General features: G+C 63.8%; 13 protein-coding genes and 1 tRNA gene. 5 read left to right on the top strand and 9 right to left on the bottom strand.

All coding sequences use genetic code 11. The features are described 5' to 3' along the window. Positions 1-38: 38 nt before the first annotated feature. Both gltB and FIU85_RS11775 read right to left on the bottom strand, forming a co-directional pair. Positions 39-4,571: a glutamate synthase large subunit gene (gene gltB, locus FIU85_RS11780; protein ID WP_152497023.1), complete on the bottom strand. Its 4,533-nt coding sequence runs from the start codon at positions 4,569-4,571 to the stop codon at positions 39-41. 65 nt (positions 4,572-4,636) lie between these two features. Beyond that, entirely contained in the window at positions 4,637-6,073 is a 1,437-nt protein-coding gene (locus FIU85_RS11775; protein WP_172978873.1) for an NAD(P)-dependent oxidoreductase, read from the bottom strand. 214 nt (positions 6,074-6,287) lie between these two features. Here FIU85_RS11775 and FIU85_RS11770 point away from each other — a divergent pair, with 214 nt between their 5' ends. Continuing rightward, positions 6,288-7,091, top strand: a complete 804-nt coding sequence (locus tag FIU85_RS11770) for an undecaprenyl-diphosphate phosphatase (RefSeq protein ID WP_152494218.1) — start codon at positions 6,288-6,290, stop codon at positions 7,089-7,091. Here the strand turns inward: FIU85_RS11770 and FIU85_RS11765 are convergent. Both FIU85_RS11765 and FIU85_RS11760 read right to left on the bottom strand, forming a co-directional pair. Beyond that, positions 7,082-7,816, bottom strand: a complete 735-nt coding sequence (locus FIU85_RS11765; protein WP_152497022.1) for a hypothetical protein — start codon at positions 7,814-7,816, stop codon at positions 7,082-7,084. The two genes, FIU85_RS11770 and FIU85_RS11765, sit on opposite strands and share 10 nt — an antisense overlap. Beyond that, a complete protein-coding gene (locus FIU85_RS11760; RefSeq protein ID WP_152494220.1) occupies positions 7,813-8,796 on the bottom strand; it encodes a complex I NDUFA9 subunit family protein in 984 nt (327 codons plus the stop codon). Before FIU85_RS11760 ends, FIU85_RS11765 begins: the two co-directional genes overlap by 4 nt. Before the next feature lie 148 nt (positions 8,797-8,944). On the opposite strand from FIU85_RS11760, the gene FIU85_RS11755 reads away from it, so the two are divergent. Continuing rightward, positions 8,945-9,031: transfer RNA gene (locus FIU85_RS11755), tRNA-Leu, on the top strand. A 150-nt stretch (positions 9,032-9,181) separates the two neighbouring features. Continuing rightward, positions 9,182-9,724 (top strand): hypothetical protein, encoded by a 543-nt coding sequence (locus tag FIU85_RS11750; RefSeq protein WP_152497021.1) that lies wholly within the window; start codon positions 9,182-9,184, stop codon positions 9,722-9,724. Positions 9,725-9,783: 59 nt separating this feature from the next. Here the strand turns inward: FIU85_RS11750 and FIU85_RS11745 are convergent, their stop codons facing one another. From FIU85_RS11745 to FIU85_RS11730, 4 genes are all read right to left on the bottom strand, one after another. Beyond that, a complete protein-coding gene (locus FIU85_RS11745; protein ID WP_152494222.1) occupies positions 9,784-10,125 on the bottom strand; it encodes a DUF2853 family protein in 342 nt (113 codons plus the stop codon). A gap of 215 nt (positions 10,126-10,340) precedes the next feature. Further along, the gene (locus tag FIU85_RS11740; RefSeq protein WP_172978872.1) at positions 10,341-11,171 is read right to left on the bottom strand and encodes a PRC-barrel domain-containing protein; all 831 of its coding nucleotides are present in this window, start codon (positions 11,169-11,171) and stop codon (positions 10,341-10,343) included. Positions 11,172-11,336: 165 nt separating this feature from the next. Further along, the gene (gene ahcY, locus FIU85_RS11735; protein WP_152497019.1) at positions 11,337-12,725 is read right to left on the bottom strand and encodes an adenosylhomocysteinase; all 1,389 of its coding nucleotides are present in this window, start codon (positions 12,723-12,725) and stop codon (positions 11,337-11,339) included. Between the two features lie 116 nt (positions 12,726-12,841). Then, positions 12,842-13,156, bottom strand: coding sequence for a hypothetical protein (locus FIU85_RS11730; RefSeq protein ID WP_152497018.1), 315 nt, complete (start codon positions 13,154-13,156; stop codon positions 12,842-12,844). A gap of 267 nt (positions 13,157-13,423) precedes the next feature. Between FIU85_RS11730 and FIU85_RS11725 the strand changes: the two genes are divergently transcribed. Both FIU85_RS11725 and FIU85_RS11720 read left to right on the top strand, forming a co-directional pair. Further along, positions 13,424-14,017, top strand: a complete 594-nt coding sequence (locus FIU85_RS11725; protein WP_254701750.1) for an HD family hydrolase — start codon at positions 13,424-13,426, stop codon at positions 14,015-14,017. After that, on the top strand, positions 14,014-14,505 hold the full coding sequence (locus FIU85_RS11720; protein WP_152497017.1) for a GNAT family N-acetyltransferase: 492 nt from the start codon (positions 14,014-14,016) through the stop codon (positions 14,503-14,505). The genes FIU85_RS11725 and FIU85_RS11720 overlap by 4 nt, the downstream gene beginning before the upstream one ends. Here the strand turns inward: FIU85_RS11720 and FIU85_RS11715 are convergent. Beyond that, positions 14,494-15,045, bottom strand: a complete 552-nt coding sequence (locus tag FIU85_RS11715; RefSeq protein WP_152494227.1) for an ActR/PrrA/RegA family redox response regulator transcription factor — start codon at positions 15,043-15,045, stop codon at positions 14,494-14,496. The two genes, FIU85_RS11720 and FIU85_RS11715, sit on opposite strands and share 12 nt — an antisense overlap. Positions 15,046-15,078: the final 33 nt, after the last annotated feature.

Genomic DNA, 15,078 nt, shown 5'->3' with positions numbered 1-15,078 from the left:
AAGGCGGACCCGCCCCCGGCCGGATACGATATCAGACCCTATTCCGCCGGAATGGCGCTGTCCTCGATGCCGATCGGATGCTCCAGCTTACCCAGCATTTCCTTCGGGCAGACCTGGACGAACTTGTCCTTTTCGGCGTCCCAGTATTGCAGGATCTCGCGCGCTCTGAGGCTGCCGGTTTCCTCGGCATGGCGTTCGATCAGGTCCTTCAGCTCGGTCAGCCAGTGCAGTTCGGTCACCGGGCAGGTCACCACGGATTCACGGTTGATCAGCTTGTCGGTCGCGCCTTCGGGATCATAGAGGAAGGCCATGCCGCCGGTCATGCCCGCGGCAAAGTTCGCGCCGACCGGCCCGAGGATCGCGGCCATGCCGCCGGTCATGTATTCGCAGCCATTGCTGCCGCAGCCCTCGATCACCACCCTGGCGCCCGAGTTGCGCACGGCAAAGCGTTCACCGGCGCGGCCGGCGGCAAAGAGATAGCCCGCGGTCGCCCCGTAAAGGACGGTGTTGCCGATGATCGTGTTCTCCGCCGCCTCCAGCGGACTGACCATGGGCGGGCGCACCACGATGGTCGCCCCCGACAGACCTTTGCCGACATAGTCGTTGGCATCGCCCGACACCTCGATCTTCAGCCCCGGCGCGGCGAAGGCGCCAAGGCTCTGGCCCGCCGAGCCTGTCAGCTTGACCGTCAGGTGATCGGGTTGCAGCGCGTTGCGCATGCCGAAGTTGCGGACGATATGGCTGCTGACGCGGGTGCCCACGGTGCGGTGCGTGTTCTGCACGGCGTAGTGCAGCTGCATCTTCTCGCCATCGTTTAGGAACCGCGCGGCGTCGCGCACGATCTCGGCGTCCAGCGTATCGGGCACGTCGTTGCGCGGCTTGTTGCGGTCATAGGTGATGTGCTGCGCGCCATCCACGGTGATCAGCATCGGGTTGAGGTCGAGATCGTCCAGATGCGCCGAGCCGCGGCTGACCTGGGTCAGCAGGTCGGCACGGCCGATCACGTCATCGAGGCTGCGCGCACCGATGCTGGCGAGGATCTCGCGCACTTCCTGCGCGTAGAAGGTGATCAGGTTCACCACCTTGTCGGCATTGCCGGTGAACTTTTCGCGCAGCGACTCGTCCTGCGTGCACACGCCCACGGGGCAAGTGTTGGACTGGCACTGACGTACCATGATGCAGCCCATCGCGATCAGGGCGGCGGTGCCGATGCCGTATTCCTCGGCCCCCATCATCGCGGCCATGACGATGTCGCGCCCGGTGCGCAGCCCGCCATCGGTCCGCAGGGTGATGCGGTCGCGCAGGTTGTTCATCGACAGAACCTGGTGCGCCTCGGTCAGGCCCATTTCCCAGGGCAGGCCGGCATACTTGATCGACGTGGCGGGGGACGCACCCGTGCCGCCGTTGTGACCCGAAATCAGGATCACGTCGGCCTTGGCCTTGGCGACACCGGCGGCGATGGTGCCGACGCCCGACTGCGAGACCAGCTTGACGCAGACCTTCACGGTCGGGTTGATCTGCTTGAGGTCATAGATCAGCTGCGCCAGGTCCTCGATCGAATAGATGTCGTGGTGCGGCGGAGGTGAAATAAGCGTCACGCCCTCGGTCGAGTGGCGCAGGCGCGCGATCAGCTTGGTCACCTTCATGCCCGGAAGCTGCCCGCCCTCGCCAGGCTTGGCGCCCTGGGCCACCTTGATTTCAAGCTCTTCGCATTGGTTGAGGTATTCCGCCGTCACACCGAAGCGCCCCGAGGCCACCTGCTTGATCTTGGCGCTGGGATTGTCGCCGTTGGGTTCGGGCACGAAATGCGCAGGATCCTCGCCGCCCTCGCCACTGTCGGAGCGCGCGCCGATGCGGTTCATGGCGACGTTCAGGGTCTTGTGCGCCTCGGGGGAAAGCGCCCCCAGCGACATGCCCGGCGTGACGAAGCGTTTGCGGATCGCGGTGACGCTTTCCACCTCTTCCAGCGGCACGGCCTCGCCCATGGGCTTGATCGCCATGAGGTCGCGCAGGTGGATGGGCGGGTTGGCCTGCATCGCCTGGCTATAGCGTTTCCAAAGCTCGAAGCTGGCCTTGTTGCAGGCCATCTGCATCATGTGCATGGTCTGCGCGCCCCAAGCGTGGGTCTCGCCCGATTTGCGCGACTTGTAGAAACCGCCGATAGGCAGCACGTTCTTGCCGCCGCGGAAGGCGGTGGCGTGGATTTCCTCCAGCTTGGCCTGGATGCCGCTGATGCCGATGCCGGAAATGCGGCTGGTGAGGCCGGGGAAGTACTCGGCGCACATGGCGCGGCTCAGCCCCACCGCCTCGAAATTCAGGCCGCCGCGATAGGACGAGATGACACTGATGCCCATCTTCGACATGATCTTCAGCAGGCCCTGGTCGATGGCGAGGCGATAGCGCGCCACGGCCTCGGTCAGAGAACAATCCAGCAGGCCGCGCTCGATCCGGTCGGCCAGGCTGTCCTCGGCGAGGTAGGCGTTGACCACGGTTGCGCCCGCGCCGATCAGAACGGCAAAGTAATGCGGGTCGATGCATTCCGCCGAACGGACATTCAGGCTGGTAAAGGTGCGCAGGCCCTTGCGCGTCAGGTGACTGTGCACCGCGCTGGTTGCCAGGATCATCGGCATGGCGATGCGCGTCTCGGAAACGCCCTGATCGGTCAGAACGATATGCCCGGCGCCCGAGCGCACGGCATCCTCGGCCTCGGCGCGGATGCGTTCCAGCCCGGCCTTCAGCGCGCCCTTGCCGGATTCGAACGTGCAGTCGATCTCGCACAGGTCGGCGTTCAGGCATTCCAGCATGGCCTGCCACTGCGCGTTGCCAACGAACGGGCTTTCCAGCACCATGATCTCGGTCTGGGCGCTCGACTCGTCCAGCACATTCTTGAGGTTGCCGAACCGCGTCTTCAGGCTCATGACGCGAAATTCGCGCAGGCTGTCGATCGGCGGGTTGGTCACCTGGCTGAAGTTCTGGCGGAAATAGTGACTGAGCGGGCGATATTTCTTGGACAGGACCGCGCTGGGCGTGTCGTCGCCCATGCTGGCCACGACTTCCTTGCCGTCCTCGGCCATGGGGGCGAGGACCTGTTCCAGCTCTTCCACGGAATAGCCCGCGGCGATCTGGCGGCGGCGCAGGTCGGTGCCCGAACATGTGGCCGTCTCGGTCACGCCGGCCAGTTGCTCGTCGAGGTCGGTGATCTTGCCCACCCACTCGTCGAAGGGCAGGGCGCGCGCCAGTTTGTCCTTGATCTCGGTGTCGTGGTAAAGAAGCCCCTTCTGGGTGTCGACGGCCAGCATCTGACCCGGGCCCAGCGCGCCTTTTTCACGCACGGTCGCCTCGTCGATCGGGACCATCCCGGCCTCGGACCCGGCGATCACCAGGCCGTCGCCCGTCACGACATAGCGCATCGGGCGCAACCCGTTCCGGTCGAGCCCGGCACAGACCCAGCGGCCATCGGTCATGGCAAGAGCCGCGGGGCCGTCCCACGGCTCCATCACCGAGTTGCAGTAGGAATACATGTCGCGCCACGCGACGGGCAGCTCCTCGGCCTGCTTCGACCAGCTTTCTGGCACCAGCATGGTCTTGGCCATCGGGGCAGAGCGCCCGGCGCGCACCAGAACCTCGAATACAGAATCTAACGCGGCGGAATCCGACGATCCTTGGGCGATGATCGGCTTGATATCCTCGGCCATGTCGCCAAAGGATTGCGAGGCCATGCGGATCTCGTGGCTTTTCATCCAGTTGGTGTTGCCCTTCAGCGTGTTGATTTCGCCGTTATGGGCCAGCATCCGGAAGGGTTGCGCCAGCCACCATTGCGGGAAGGTATTGGTGGAATAGCGCTGGTGATAGATGGCGAAGTTCGACTTGAAACGCTCGTCCTTGAGATCGGGATAGAACTCCGCGACCTGTTCGGCCAGCATCATGCCCTTGTAGATGATGCTGCGGCAGCTGAGCGACGCGATATAGAGCTGGCCCACGCCCGCCGCGGCGGCGGCTTTCTCGATCCGGCGGCGGATGACGTAAAGCTCGCGCTCGAAATCCTCTTCGTCGATGCCCTTGGCGTTGGAAATCAGGATCTGCTCGATCTCGGGGCGGGTGGCGTTGGCCTTTTCGCCCAGCACGCTGATGTCCACCGGCACGTGGCGCCAGCCATAGATGTAATGGCCCATGCGCAGCACTTCGGTTTCCACGATGGTCCGGCAGGTTTCCTGCGCCCCGAAATCCGTGCGCGGCAGGAACACCTGGCCCACCGCCAGCAACTGGTTCTCGCGCGGCTCGTGGCCGGTGCGCTGCACCTGGTCATAGAAGAACGGCACGGGGATCTGGATATGAATGCCCGCGCCGTCGCCGGTCTTGCCGTCGGCATCGACGGCGCCCCGGTGCCAGATCGCCTTGAGCGCGTCGATCCCGGCCTCGACCACCTTGCGGCTGGCCTTGCCATTGACGGACACCACCAGGCCGACGCCGCAGGAGGAATGCTCTTCCTCTTCGGAATACATGCCGTTCTCGGCCATCCACTTGCGCTTTTGCTCTTCGCGCGAGGCCCAGTTTGCATCGAATTTGGTCATCACAATACCCTTTCAGTGGGTGCGGGCGTGGCCCGGAAAACAGTCTCTAAGCTAGCGAAATACGCTTATTCCGCCGCCACCGCCGTTGCGCCGGCGTCCATTTCTTCAAGGATTGCCGCAGCGGCGTCACGCCCGTCGCGGATCGCCCAGACCACCAGGCTCGCGCCGCGCACGATGTCGCCCACCGCATAGACGCCCGGCAGGGACGTCTTGCCGCTGGTGAACTCGGCGCGGATGGTGCCCCAGCGGGTCACGGTCAGCTCGTCCTGGCCCCACAGCGTCGGCAGCTCCTCGGCCTCGAAGCCCAGCGCCTTGATCACCAGGTCGGCGGGTTCGTCATAATCCGCGCCCTCGATTTCCTCGGGGCTTTGCCGGCCCGTCGCGTCGGGCGAGCCAAGGCGCATCTGCTGCACCTTGACGGAGGTCACCGGGTCGCCGTGGAACGCCTTGGGGGCGGAAAGCCACTCGAATTCCACGCCTTCTTCCTCGGCGTTCATCACTTCGCGTTGCGAGCCCGGCATGTTGGCCCTGTCGCGGCGATAGAGACACTTCACCGACGTGGCGCCTTGGCGGATCGCGGTGCGCACGCAGTCCATCGCGGTGTCGCCGCCGCCGATGACCACCACGCGCTTGCCTTCGGCATTCAGCTCGCCGCTTTCGAACTCGGGCACATCGTCGCCAAAGCTCTTGCGGTTCGACGCGGTCAGGTAGTCGATGGCCCGCACGATGCCGGCGGCACCGGCGCCGGGGCCGGGCAATTCGCGGCTCTTGTAGACACCCGTCGCAATGAGGACGGCGGTGTGTTTCCGGCGAATCTCGTCAAAGGTGATGTCGGTGCCCACGTCACAGTTCAGCACGAACTCGACGCCGCCTTTTTCCAGTTGGTCGTTGCGGCGCATGACCACGTGTTTTTCCAGCTTGAAGCCGGGGATGCCATAGGTCAGCAGCCCGCCGGCGCGGTCGTAGCGGTCATAGACCGTGACCTGCACGCCGGCATTGCGCAGCACATCCGCCGCCGCAAGGCCACCGGGGCCCGCGCCGATGATGCCGACGCTTTCCTCGCGCTCCTGGAGGGGCGCGATGGGTTGCACCCAGCCTTCCTCCCAGGCGGTGTCCGTGATGTATTTCTCGACCGCGCCGATGGTGACGGTGCCGTGGCCCGATTTCTCGATCACGCAATTGCCTTCGCACAGGCGGTCCTGCGGGCAGATGCGGCCACAGATCTCGGGGAAGGTGTTGGTCGCCTGGCTGACCTCGTAGGCCTCCCGGAGCCGCCCCTCGGCGGTCAGGCGCAGCCAGTCGGGGATGTTGTTGTGCAGCGGGCAATGGTTCTGGCAATAGGGCACGCCGCACTGGCTGCACCGGCCGGACTGCTCTTTCGCCTTCTCGTCGGCGTATTCGGCATAGATCTCGTTGAAATCTTCCCGGCGCGCATCAGCGGTACGCTTGGTGGGCATGTCCCGCTCGACGGACACGAATTTCAGCATCGGTGTTTTTGCCACGATTCTCTCCAAAGATCGCCTCGGTCTACATGGTCTAGTGCAAGGTCACGATAAAATAAAGTCAGCACAGTTGACCTATATTCCATTATTTTTATCTGCCGACCCTGCTCGCGTCAAGTTTGATCAAAAACTTAGGTCCGAACCGGACTTAAATGCGCGCTTTCCTCTGATCCACTTTGCAGTATAGCTAAGAAAAAAAGACGAAGCAGAGCAGATGCCGCTTTTCCACCTCATCCTTGTGGCCGTGATTCAGGGGATCACCGAGTTCTTGCCGGTGTCGTCCTCGGGGCACCTCATTCTATTGCCGGGCCTGACCGGACTGGACGACCAGGGACAGGCGATCGACGTGGCGGTGCATGTCGGCACGCTCTTCGCCGTGATCCTGTATTTCTGGTCCGATGTGAAACTGGCGCTGTCGGGCCTGCCCCGCGCCGTCACGGGGCGGATCGACACGGAAGGGTCCAAGCTGGCCTTCCTGCTGATCGTGTCGTCGATCCCCGTGGTGGCCTTTGGCGTGCTCTTGAAAATGACGGGGCTGGACGACGACATGCGGTCGATCGCCGTGATCGGCTGGACGATGCTGGTCTTCGGCATCGTGCTCTACTGGTCCGACCAGGCCGGCGAGGCAACGCGCGAGGCGCGCGACTGGTCGTTGCGCGATGCCATGGTGATGGGCGTCTGGCAGGCCATCGCGCTGATCCCCGGCACGTCGCGATCAGGGATAACGATCACCGGCGCGCGATTCATGGGCTATGGCCGGTCCGACGCGGCGCGACTTTCGATGCTGATGTCGATCCCCGTGATCATTGAAAGCGGCGTGTTCCTGGGGGCAGAGGCGGTCTACACCGCCAATATCGGGCTGATCCGCGACAGCGCCATCGCCGCCGCGTTCGCCTTCGTGTCGGCGCTGCTGGCGCTGACCCTGATGATGCGGCTCCTGCGCAGCGTGTCGTTTACGCCTTACGTGATCTACCGGATCGTCCTTGGCCTCGTGCTGCTGGTCGTGGCCTATTCGTAATCCGGCACCGCGCTATAGCGCTCGGGGATGAACAGCGCATAGGTCAGGAACCCCCAGTAATCGTCCCAGGCGGGATCGGTCACGCTGACCGTGACGGTGGAAAAGTGCCGCTCCGTCACCGTGTTGATCCCGAAGTATAGCGCCGTGCCGCGCCACTTCTCGGCCATCTCGGGCGAGGCGCACCACAGGTGCAACGTGTCGCCCAGCGGCAGATCCAGCGACATGAGCACATGCCCCTTGCGCGCCATGGCTTTCTCGATCGCGCGAACATGGCCGCCGAACCCGTGGCGGAAGGCGCGCCACTGATCCGCCGTCGGCCCGGAGTCAGGGTCTACCTCACCCGGAAACAGGCGCATCACATCCTTGCGCGGATCGCCCGCGAAATCGGCCAGCCCCTGCTGTTCCAGCACCAGCGGCATCTCGAAGATGTACTTGTCCTCGATTCCAATCAGATGCCCCTGCGCGTCGAGCAGGCTGATGATCCCGCGCAGCGTGCGCTCGGGCGCCGGGGCGTCTTCGAGGCCGTAAAAGCCGATGGTTTCCAGCGTCGTGGGCGGCGTTTCGATCAGCGCGCGGGTGGTGGACATGACCTGCGGGTCATTGCCCGACACGTCCCGCGCAAAGTCGAGGAACAATTGCGCCTGCTGTTCCGGGATCGGTTGCGCCGCGGTGGCAAGCGCGGAGCACACAAGCAGGAGCGCCGCCAATATCGCGCGGCGGATCATCCCTGGCGCAGGTTGCGCGCCGATTCCTTGATGTCCGAATACTGGCCCGATGGACGGAACCGCCACAGGTAATCGGACAGCACCGCCTCCATCGCCGTGGGATGGATACCCAGCGCATCGAGGCCCTTGGCGCCCTCCGACACCACGTTGTCGCGCTTCAGGCTGTCGACCTGGTCGCGCGTGATCTGTGCCGGGATCAGGCCGCCGCTGAGAAATTCCACGCCGTCCATCACGATGCCCATGGGCCGCGCCAGCGCGAAGGGAATGTTCACGATCAGTCGGCGGCGACGGATCACGTCCAGCATCTGCTGCATCAGCTCGCGGAAGGTGTGCACGTCCGGCCCGCCCAGTTCGTAGATGCCAGGCGCGGCGTCGCCCGTCGCGCCCATCACCGCGGCCTCGGCGACATTGTCGACATAGACCGGCTGGAATCTTGTCGCGCCGCCCACCACGGGCAGAACCGGCGAGAATTTGGTCATGCCGGCGAACCGGTTGAAGAAATTGTCCTCGTGCCCGAAGATCACCGACGGTCGCAGGATCACGGCCTCGGGCATGTGCTCCAGCACCGCCTCTTCGCCTTTGGCTTTCGTTTGGGCATAGATGCTGGGCGAGTCAACGTCGGCGCCGATGGCCGAGATCTGGACCATGCGGCCAACGCCCGTCTCCGACGCCATCTTCGCGACGCGGCGCGCGCCCTCCACCTGGATGGCGTCAAAGTTGTTCTTGCCGCGCCGGTCGAACGTGCCGACGCAGTTGATCACCGCGTCCGCGCCGCGCATTACCGAGCGCACGCTGTCATCGTCGCGAAGGTTGCAGGCGACCGGCGCGACCTGTCCCACCACGCCATAGGGCTTGACGAAAATCGCCTCGTGCGGGCGGCGCACCGCGACCCGCACGCGCCAGCCCTTCTGCGCCATCCGCCGTGCGATATACCGCCCGACAAACCCCGATCCGCCGTAAATGGTGACAAGCCTGGACATGGTTGGTGCTCCCGTCTGCGCCTTTGGGTTCCATTCTACTAGACGTGATGGTGGAAATCGACAAGGCGAATTGACCAATCCGAATTATCCGCACGAATCGACGTTGACACGCCCCGGCCAGATGTCTAAATGCGCCTCCACGACACCTGCCCAGGTGGCGGAATTGGTAGACGCGCTAGCTTCAGGTGCTAGTGTCCGTATGGACGTGGAGGTTCGAGTCCTCTCCTGGGCACCATTCGTCAACCCCAACATTCAGGGATGCCTTGTCTCTTAGGGGGTTTTCGACGGCGACACTCCCGAAATCTGAACCGGCAGACGCGAAACCGCGACCCATTTTGCAGGGGCGTGCTATGATACGCGCCGTCCTTCTGTCGGAGTACGTGGCATGAAATGTCGTATCCTTCTGGCCTTCGTGGCTGGTGCCCTGCTGCCGCTTGCGGGGTTCGCCTGTGAACCGCCGGCGATTTTCCACGTCCCTTACGAGCCGCGCCCGGGTACGGCGGCGCCGGACGAGATCGCCCGGTACGTGGCCCGGACCAAACCCGTGATCCGCAACGCGTCGCTGGCGCGCGGGGCGCCGGGCGAGTCGTCGCTCTGCGGGGGAATGGGCTATATCAGTGTCGAACTGGCGCTGCCGCCCGGCGCGCCCTTCACGCTGGGCCAGATCGGGGCGGAGGTGACGCTGGCCGAGGGCCGGTTCCACGATTTCGTGTTTCCGAAAGGGCCGGTCATGCTTGACGACGCGGCCGCCGACACGCTGACCCTTGGCAACGCGTGGTATGACGGACAGCCATCCGAGGAGCAGAGGATCGACGCGGTGTTCAACGCGGTGCTTGTCGCGCCGGACGGCACACGCGGGCCGGCCACGCGGATCGTGGTGAAATCCGTTCCCAATCGGGGCGGGCGGGATCCCGGCCTGTCGCGCTGAGGCGTTGCACGCGAAAACGCCCGCCGAAGGGGGCGGGCGCCTGACACTCTCGGCCGGTCTCAGCCGTAGGCCGATTCCTTGCCGAAATGCTTGGTCAGCATGTAATAGATCACCGCGCGGTACTTGTTGCGCTCGGACTTGCCGTAGGTTTCGATGCACTGGTTGATCGCATCCATCAGTTGCGGCCCGTCGGACAGACCCAGCTTCTTGATCAGGAAATTGTCCTTGATGGTTTCAAGCTCGTGGTCCTGGCCAGCTGCCACGGTCGCGGCGTCGGCGTTGTAAATCGCCGGCCCGCAGCCGATCGTGACCTTGGTCAACAGGTCCATGTCCGGGGTCATCCCGCATTTCGTTTTCAAATCGTCAGCATATCTTGCGATCAATTCGTCACGGCGTCCCATAAAGTCTTCTCCCACCTGTCCCGGCGTCCCACCGGGGTGTGTTTTCAGTTCCGGCGTGAAAGCCACGGGCAGGATAGCCACAGACGGACACCCGACAAAGGGAATTCTCGCCGGCATTCCCCGGAACGGCCCGGCGCGGCACCCGATGCGGACACGCAAAGGGCGCCCTCCGAAGGAGAGCGCCCAGCGCCTGCGTACCGATGCAGGGGTACGATTTACATCGCGGTGTCGAGCGGCACGTCGTCTTCCAGACCTTCCACGCCGGTCTCATCGAACTCGGGCTGTGCCTTCAGTTCTTCCTCGGTCCACGAGCTCAGCATCATGCCTTCGCCTTCGGGGGCCATCGAGAACTCTTCCAGCGGGATGGCGACGGTGTATTCGCCCAGGCCAAGGAAGCCACCGATGCCGATCACGGCAGCAAGGCTTTCACCTTGGCGCACGATGTAGTCGATCTCGCCGACGTCTTCACCGGCTTGGGTGGTCACGTTCTGGCCAAGGATGTCGCCGACCAGCATGCCGCTGAAGCTGCTGTCCATGCCACCTTCGGTGCTGGTGACCGCGTTCCCGTCGCCGGCACCCATCTCGGTGTCGGCTTCGGTGTCGGCCGCCATGTTGTCGGACGACTCGGTTTCAGCATTGGTTTCAGTGTCCGCGGCCATGTTTTCGTCCGACGTCTCGGCATCGGCTTCGGTGTCCGTGGCAACGTCGCTGGCGGTCATGTCGTCAGCGGCTTCGTCGGTCGATTCGGCAACATCATCGGCTGCGTCCTCAGTCGCGTCGGCTGCGCCTTCGGCCATGTCCTCGGCACCTTCGGCCGCGTCTTCTGCCGTGTTTTCAACGGCCTGTGCCGAATCTTCGGCAGCGTCTTCGACAGCTTCGCCCGTATTCTCGGCGCTCTGTTCCAGCTGCTCCGACGTGTCCTGGGTTTCCGCCTCAACCGACTGCTCGGTGGTGAGCGTGCCTTCGGCATCCGTATCGGATTGGGCAATGGCTGCGCCGGTCATCAGGGCAATGGCGGCAACAGAAGTTGTCAGGGTCTTATACATTGGATCTTCCTCCTTTGCGTTATGTCGCCTCAACATCGCCCGGACGAAGATAGTTCCCGCCGGAATCGAAAATGCCGCCCGGCGGGATGCGGGGCGGCATTTTTTTGCCGAGAAAGGCGGGTAGGGCCCTGAATATTCGGGGTTTCCGCGAAACCCCGTCCGTTTTCAGTAGCGGTAATGTTCCGGCTTGTACGGGCCTTCGGGCGAGACGCCGATATAATCGGCTTGCTCTTTCGCCAGCTGGGTCAGCTTCACGCCGATCCGGTCCAGGTGCAGGCGGGCGACCTTTTCATCCAGATGCTTGGGCAGGATGTAGACCTTGTTCTCGTACTCACCGCCGTTCTTCCACAGCTCGATCTGCGCAAGAACCTGGTTGGTAAAGCTGGCGGACATCACGAAGGACGGGTGGCCGGTGGCATTGCCGAGGTTCAGCAGGCGTCCCTCGGACAGCAGGATGATGCGGTTGCCCGAGGGCATCTCGATCATGTCCACCTGTTCCTTGATGTTGGTCCACTTGTGGTTCTTCAGGCTGGCGACCTGGATCTCGTTGTCGAAGTGGCCGATATTGCCGACGATCGCCATGTCCTTCATCTCGCGCATGTGCTCGATGCGGATCACGTCCTTGTTGCCGGTGGTGGTGACGAAGATGTCGGCGGTCTTCACCACATCCTCCAGCGTCGTCACCTGGAAGCCGTCCATCGCGGCCTGAAGCGCGCAAATGGGGTCGACCTCGGTCACGATCACCCGCGCGCCGGCACCTTTCAGCGAGGCGGCCGAGCCTTTGCCCACGTCGCCATAGCCCATGACCACGGCGACCTTGCCGGCCATCATCGTGTCGGTGGCGCGGCGGATGCCATCGACAAGGCTTTCCTTGCAGCCATACTTGTTGTCGAACTTCGACTTGGTGACGCTGTCATTCACGTTGATCGCAGGGAACGGCAGCTGCCCGTCGCGCACCAGTTGATAGAGGCGATTGACCCCGGTGGTGGTTTCCTCGCTGACGCCCTTGATCTGGTCGCGGATCTTGGTGAACCAGCCGGGGGAAGCCTCCATCCGCTTCTTGATCTGCGCCTTGATGACCTCTTCCTCTTCCGAGGTCGGCGTAGGGATGATGTCTTCGCCCGCCTCGGCGCGTGCGCCCAACAGGACATAGAGCGTCGCGTCGCCGCCATCGTCGAGGATCATGTTCGGCCCGTCCTCGAACATGAAGGACTTGTCGAGGTAATCCCAATGCTCTTCCAGCGTCTGGCCCTTGATTGCGAAGACCGGCGTGCCGCCCTCGGCAATCGCTGCCGCGGCGTGGTCCTGCGTGGAAAAGATGTTGCACGACGCCCAGCGCACATCGGCGCCCAGTTCCACCAGCGTCTCGATCAGAACGGCGGTCTGGATCGTCATGTGCAGGCTGCCGACGATGCGCGCGCCCTTCAGCGGTTTGTCTGCCCCGTATTCCTCGCGCAGGGCCATCAGGCCCGGCATCTCGGTTTCGGCGATATCCAGTTCCTTGCGCCCGTAAGCGGCAAGGCTGATATCCTTGACCACGTAGTCTTTTGCCATCTCGACGATCCTTGCATTCCAATGTTGCAAGGCAGATAGCACCCGGCCAAGACATGGGCAATCCACAGTCGCGCGGATCGCGCCCCGGGTTGACGCCAAATTGACGAAAACCCGATCTAGCTTGCCGATCCGAGGACCGGCGCGCCCGGCTCTTTCTGGTGCCAGTCGGTGCCCGATGCCACGATACAGGTCATGCCGTCGGGCATCGTCATCATCACGGTGAACGTTCCGGTGTTCTGCGACGACCATATCTCGACCAGCGCCTGCGAGTCGTCCTCGGTCTGCAGCCCGGCGGCGGTGGGCTGTTCGTCGTAATGTGCGGCAAGCCGCTCTACCACCGTTTCGCGGTCCGCACATTGCGCGGCGATGGCCGGTGCGCCGATGACGATTGCGCCCGATGCTGCCCAGACCGCTGTCAGTTGCCTGATCATCTCAAGCTCCTTTCACAGGTTTATCAAAGGCAGGCCGCAGCAGACCCGGCACGCCTCGTTTTTTTGTCGCGGTCACGTCGATGCGGGGCGGTGCTCGATTGTTATTATTGCCTCAAAAGCCCGGCATCGTTGGCAGCAGTGATGCGATGCGGTCAACGTGCGGCGCAAATGTGGCATTTGTGTGGCAACGGCCCCGCCAGCGAGGCTTTGCAATTCGGCTGGCCCGGGCCTAAACCATGAAAAAACGTCCTTGTAACGGAGTCCGCCGTGCCACCTCCCCGTGCCTGGCAAAAGATGCTGTCCGGTCGCCGGCTCGACCTGCTGGACCCGACGCCCGTCGACATCGAGATCGAGGATATCGCCCACGGCCTTGCCTTCGTGGCGCGCTGGAACGGGCAGACCGACGGCGATTTCGCCTATTCGGTGGCCGAGCATTCCCTGCTCGTGGAGAGGCTCTATTCCCGCCTGATTCCGCGCCCCGAGCCGAAATGGCAGCTGGCCGCGCTCTTGCACGATGCGCCGGAATACGTGATCGGCGACATGATCTCTCCGGTGAAGAACGCGGTCGGCCCGGCCTATGACGAGCTCGACAAGCGGCTGGCGGCAGCGGTGCATCTGCGCTTTGGCCTGCCCGCCGCGATCCCGGCGCCGGTCAAGAAGATGATCAAGAAGGCCGACAAGATCAGCGCCTGGATGGAGGCCACGACCATCGCCGGCTTTTCCGAGGCCGAAGCGACTCGTTTCTTCGGCACGCCCCCGGCAGACATCATCGACGGCCTGCGCATCGTGCTGCGCCCGCCGATGGAGGCCCGCGCCGACTATACCGCCCGCCACGCCGAACTGATGCGCCTGACCGAATGATCCATGTCCGGCAGGCCAATCCGCTCGATGCCCGACAGATGGCCGAGCTGTTGAACGAGATCGTCGCCAAGGGTGGCACCACGGCGCGAACGACGGCCATTATGCCGCAAGAGATGCAGGCCGAAATGCGTCTCTATCCCGGCCAAAACGCGTGGAGTCTGGCCGAGGACGACGCCGCGCTTGTGCTCGGGTTTCAACATATCGGCCCGCATCCCGACCTGCCGCCCGAGGCCGCCGACATCGCCACTTTCGTCCGTCTGGGCCAGACAGGACTTGGCATCGGCTCGAAACTCTTCGAGGCGACCAAGCGGCGCGCCAGGCGCATCGGGTACGCATGGATCAACGCCACGATCCGCGCCGACAACGACAGCGGCCTGACCTATTACCAAAGCAAGGGGTTCGAGGATTACAGGCGTCTGCCCGACACCGTGCTGGCCGACGGCACCACCGTCGACCGCATTTGCAAACGGTACGACTTATCGCGGTGAGCGTTTCGCCAGGATGCGCTGCAAGGTCCGGCGGTGCATATTCAGCCGCCGCGCGGTTTCGCTGACATTGCGGTCGCACAGCTCATAGACCCGCTGGATATGCTCCCACCGCACGCGGTCGGCGCTCATCGGGTTGTCGGGCGGCGGCGGCATCTCGTCGTCCTTGGCCAGCAGCGCGTTGGTGATGTCGGTCGCGTCAGCGGGTTTCGACAGGTAGTCCGTCGCGCCGATCTTCACCGCCGCAACGGCGGTGGCAATCGCGCCATAGCCTGTCAGCACCACAACCCTGCTGTCGGGCCGCTTTTCACGGATCGTCTCCACCACGTCGAGGCCATTGCCGTCCTCCAGCCGCAAATCGCAGACGGCATAGGCCGGCGGCCGCGCCGTGGCGATGGCTTGTCCTGCCGCCACCGAGCCGGCCATTTCCACCTCGAACCCCCGCTTTTCCATCGCCTTTGCAAGGCGCCGCAGAAAGGGTTCGTCGTCATCGACAAGAAGCAACGTCCTGTCGGCTCCGATCTCGGTCTGTCCGGCTGTCATGCAAGTCTCCTCCCGCTCGCGCCTTAAGGTGTA

Source organism: Roseovarius sp. THAF8 (assembly GCF_009363735.1).
Classification (GTDB): Bacteria; Pseudomonadota; Alphaproteobacteria; order Rhodobacterales; family Rhodobacteraceae; genus Roseovarius.
This window is presented reverse-complemented; position numbering and strand designations above follow the sequence as displayed.

Excerpts from the sequence above, each read along its gene's own strand:
- gltB (WP_152497023.1), bottom strand. The coding sequence starts at position 4,571 with ATGACCAAATTCGATGCAAACTGGGCCTCGCGCGAAGAGCAAAAGCGC.
- FIU85_RS11770 (WP_152494218.1), top strand. The coding sequence starts at position 6,288 with ATGCCGCTTTTCCACCTCATCCTTGTGGCCGTGATTCAGGGGATCACC.
- FIU85_RS11765 (WP_152497022.1), bottom strand. The coding sequence starts at position 7,816 with ATGATCCGCCGCGCGATATTGGCGGCGCTCCTGCTTGTGTGCTCCGCG.
- FIU85_RS11760 (WP_152494220.1), bottom strand. The coding sequence starts at position 8,796 with ATGTCCAGGCTTGTCACCATTTACGGCGGATCGGGGTTTGTCGGGCGG.
- FIU85_RS11750 (WP_152497021.1), top strand. The coding sequence starts at position 9,182 with ATGAAATGTCGTATCCTTCTGGCCTTCGTGGCTGGTGCCCTGCTGCCG.
- FIU85_RS11745 (WP_152494222.1), bottom strand. The coding sequence starts at position 10,125 with ATGGGACGCCGTGACGAATTGATCGCAAGATATGCTGACGATTTGAAA.
- FIU85_RS11740 (WP_172978872.1), bottom strand. The coding sequence starts at position 11,171 with ATGTATAAGACCCTGACAACTTCTGTTGCCGCCATTGCCCTGATGACC.
- ahcY (WP_152497019.1), bottom strand. The coding sequence starts at position 12,725 with ATGGCAAAAGACTACGTGGTCAAGGATATCAGCCTTGCCGCTTACGGG.
- FIU85_RS11730 (WP_152497018.1), bottom strand. The coding sequence starts at position 13,156 with ATGATCAGGCAACTGACAGCGGTCTGGGCAGCATCGGGCGCAATCGTC.
- FIU85_RS11720 (WP_152497017.1), top strand. The coding sequence starts at position 14,014 with ATGATCCATGTCCGGCAGGCCAATCCGCTCGATGCCCGACAGATGGCC.
- FIU85_RS11715 (WP_152494227.1), bottom strand. The coding sequence starts at position 15,045 with ATGACAGCCGGACAGACCGAGATCGGAGCCGACAGGACGTTGCTTCTT.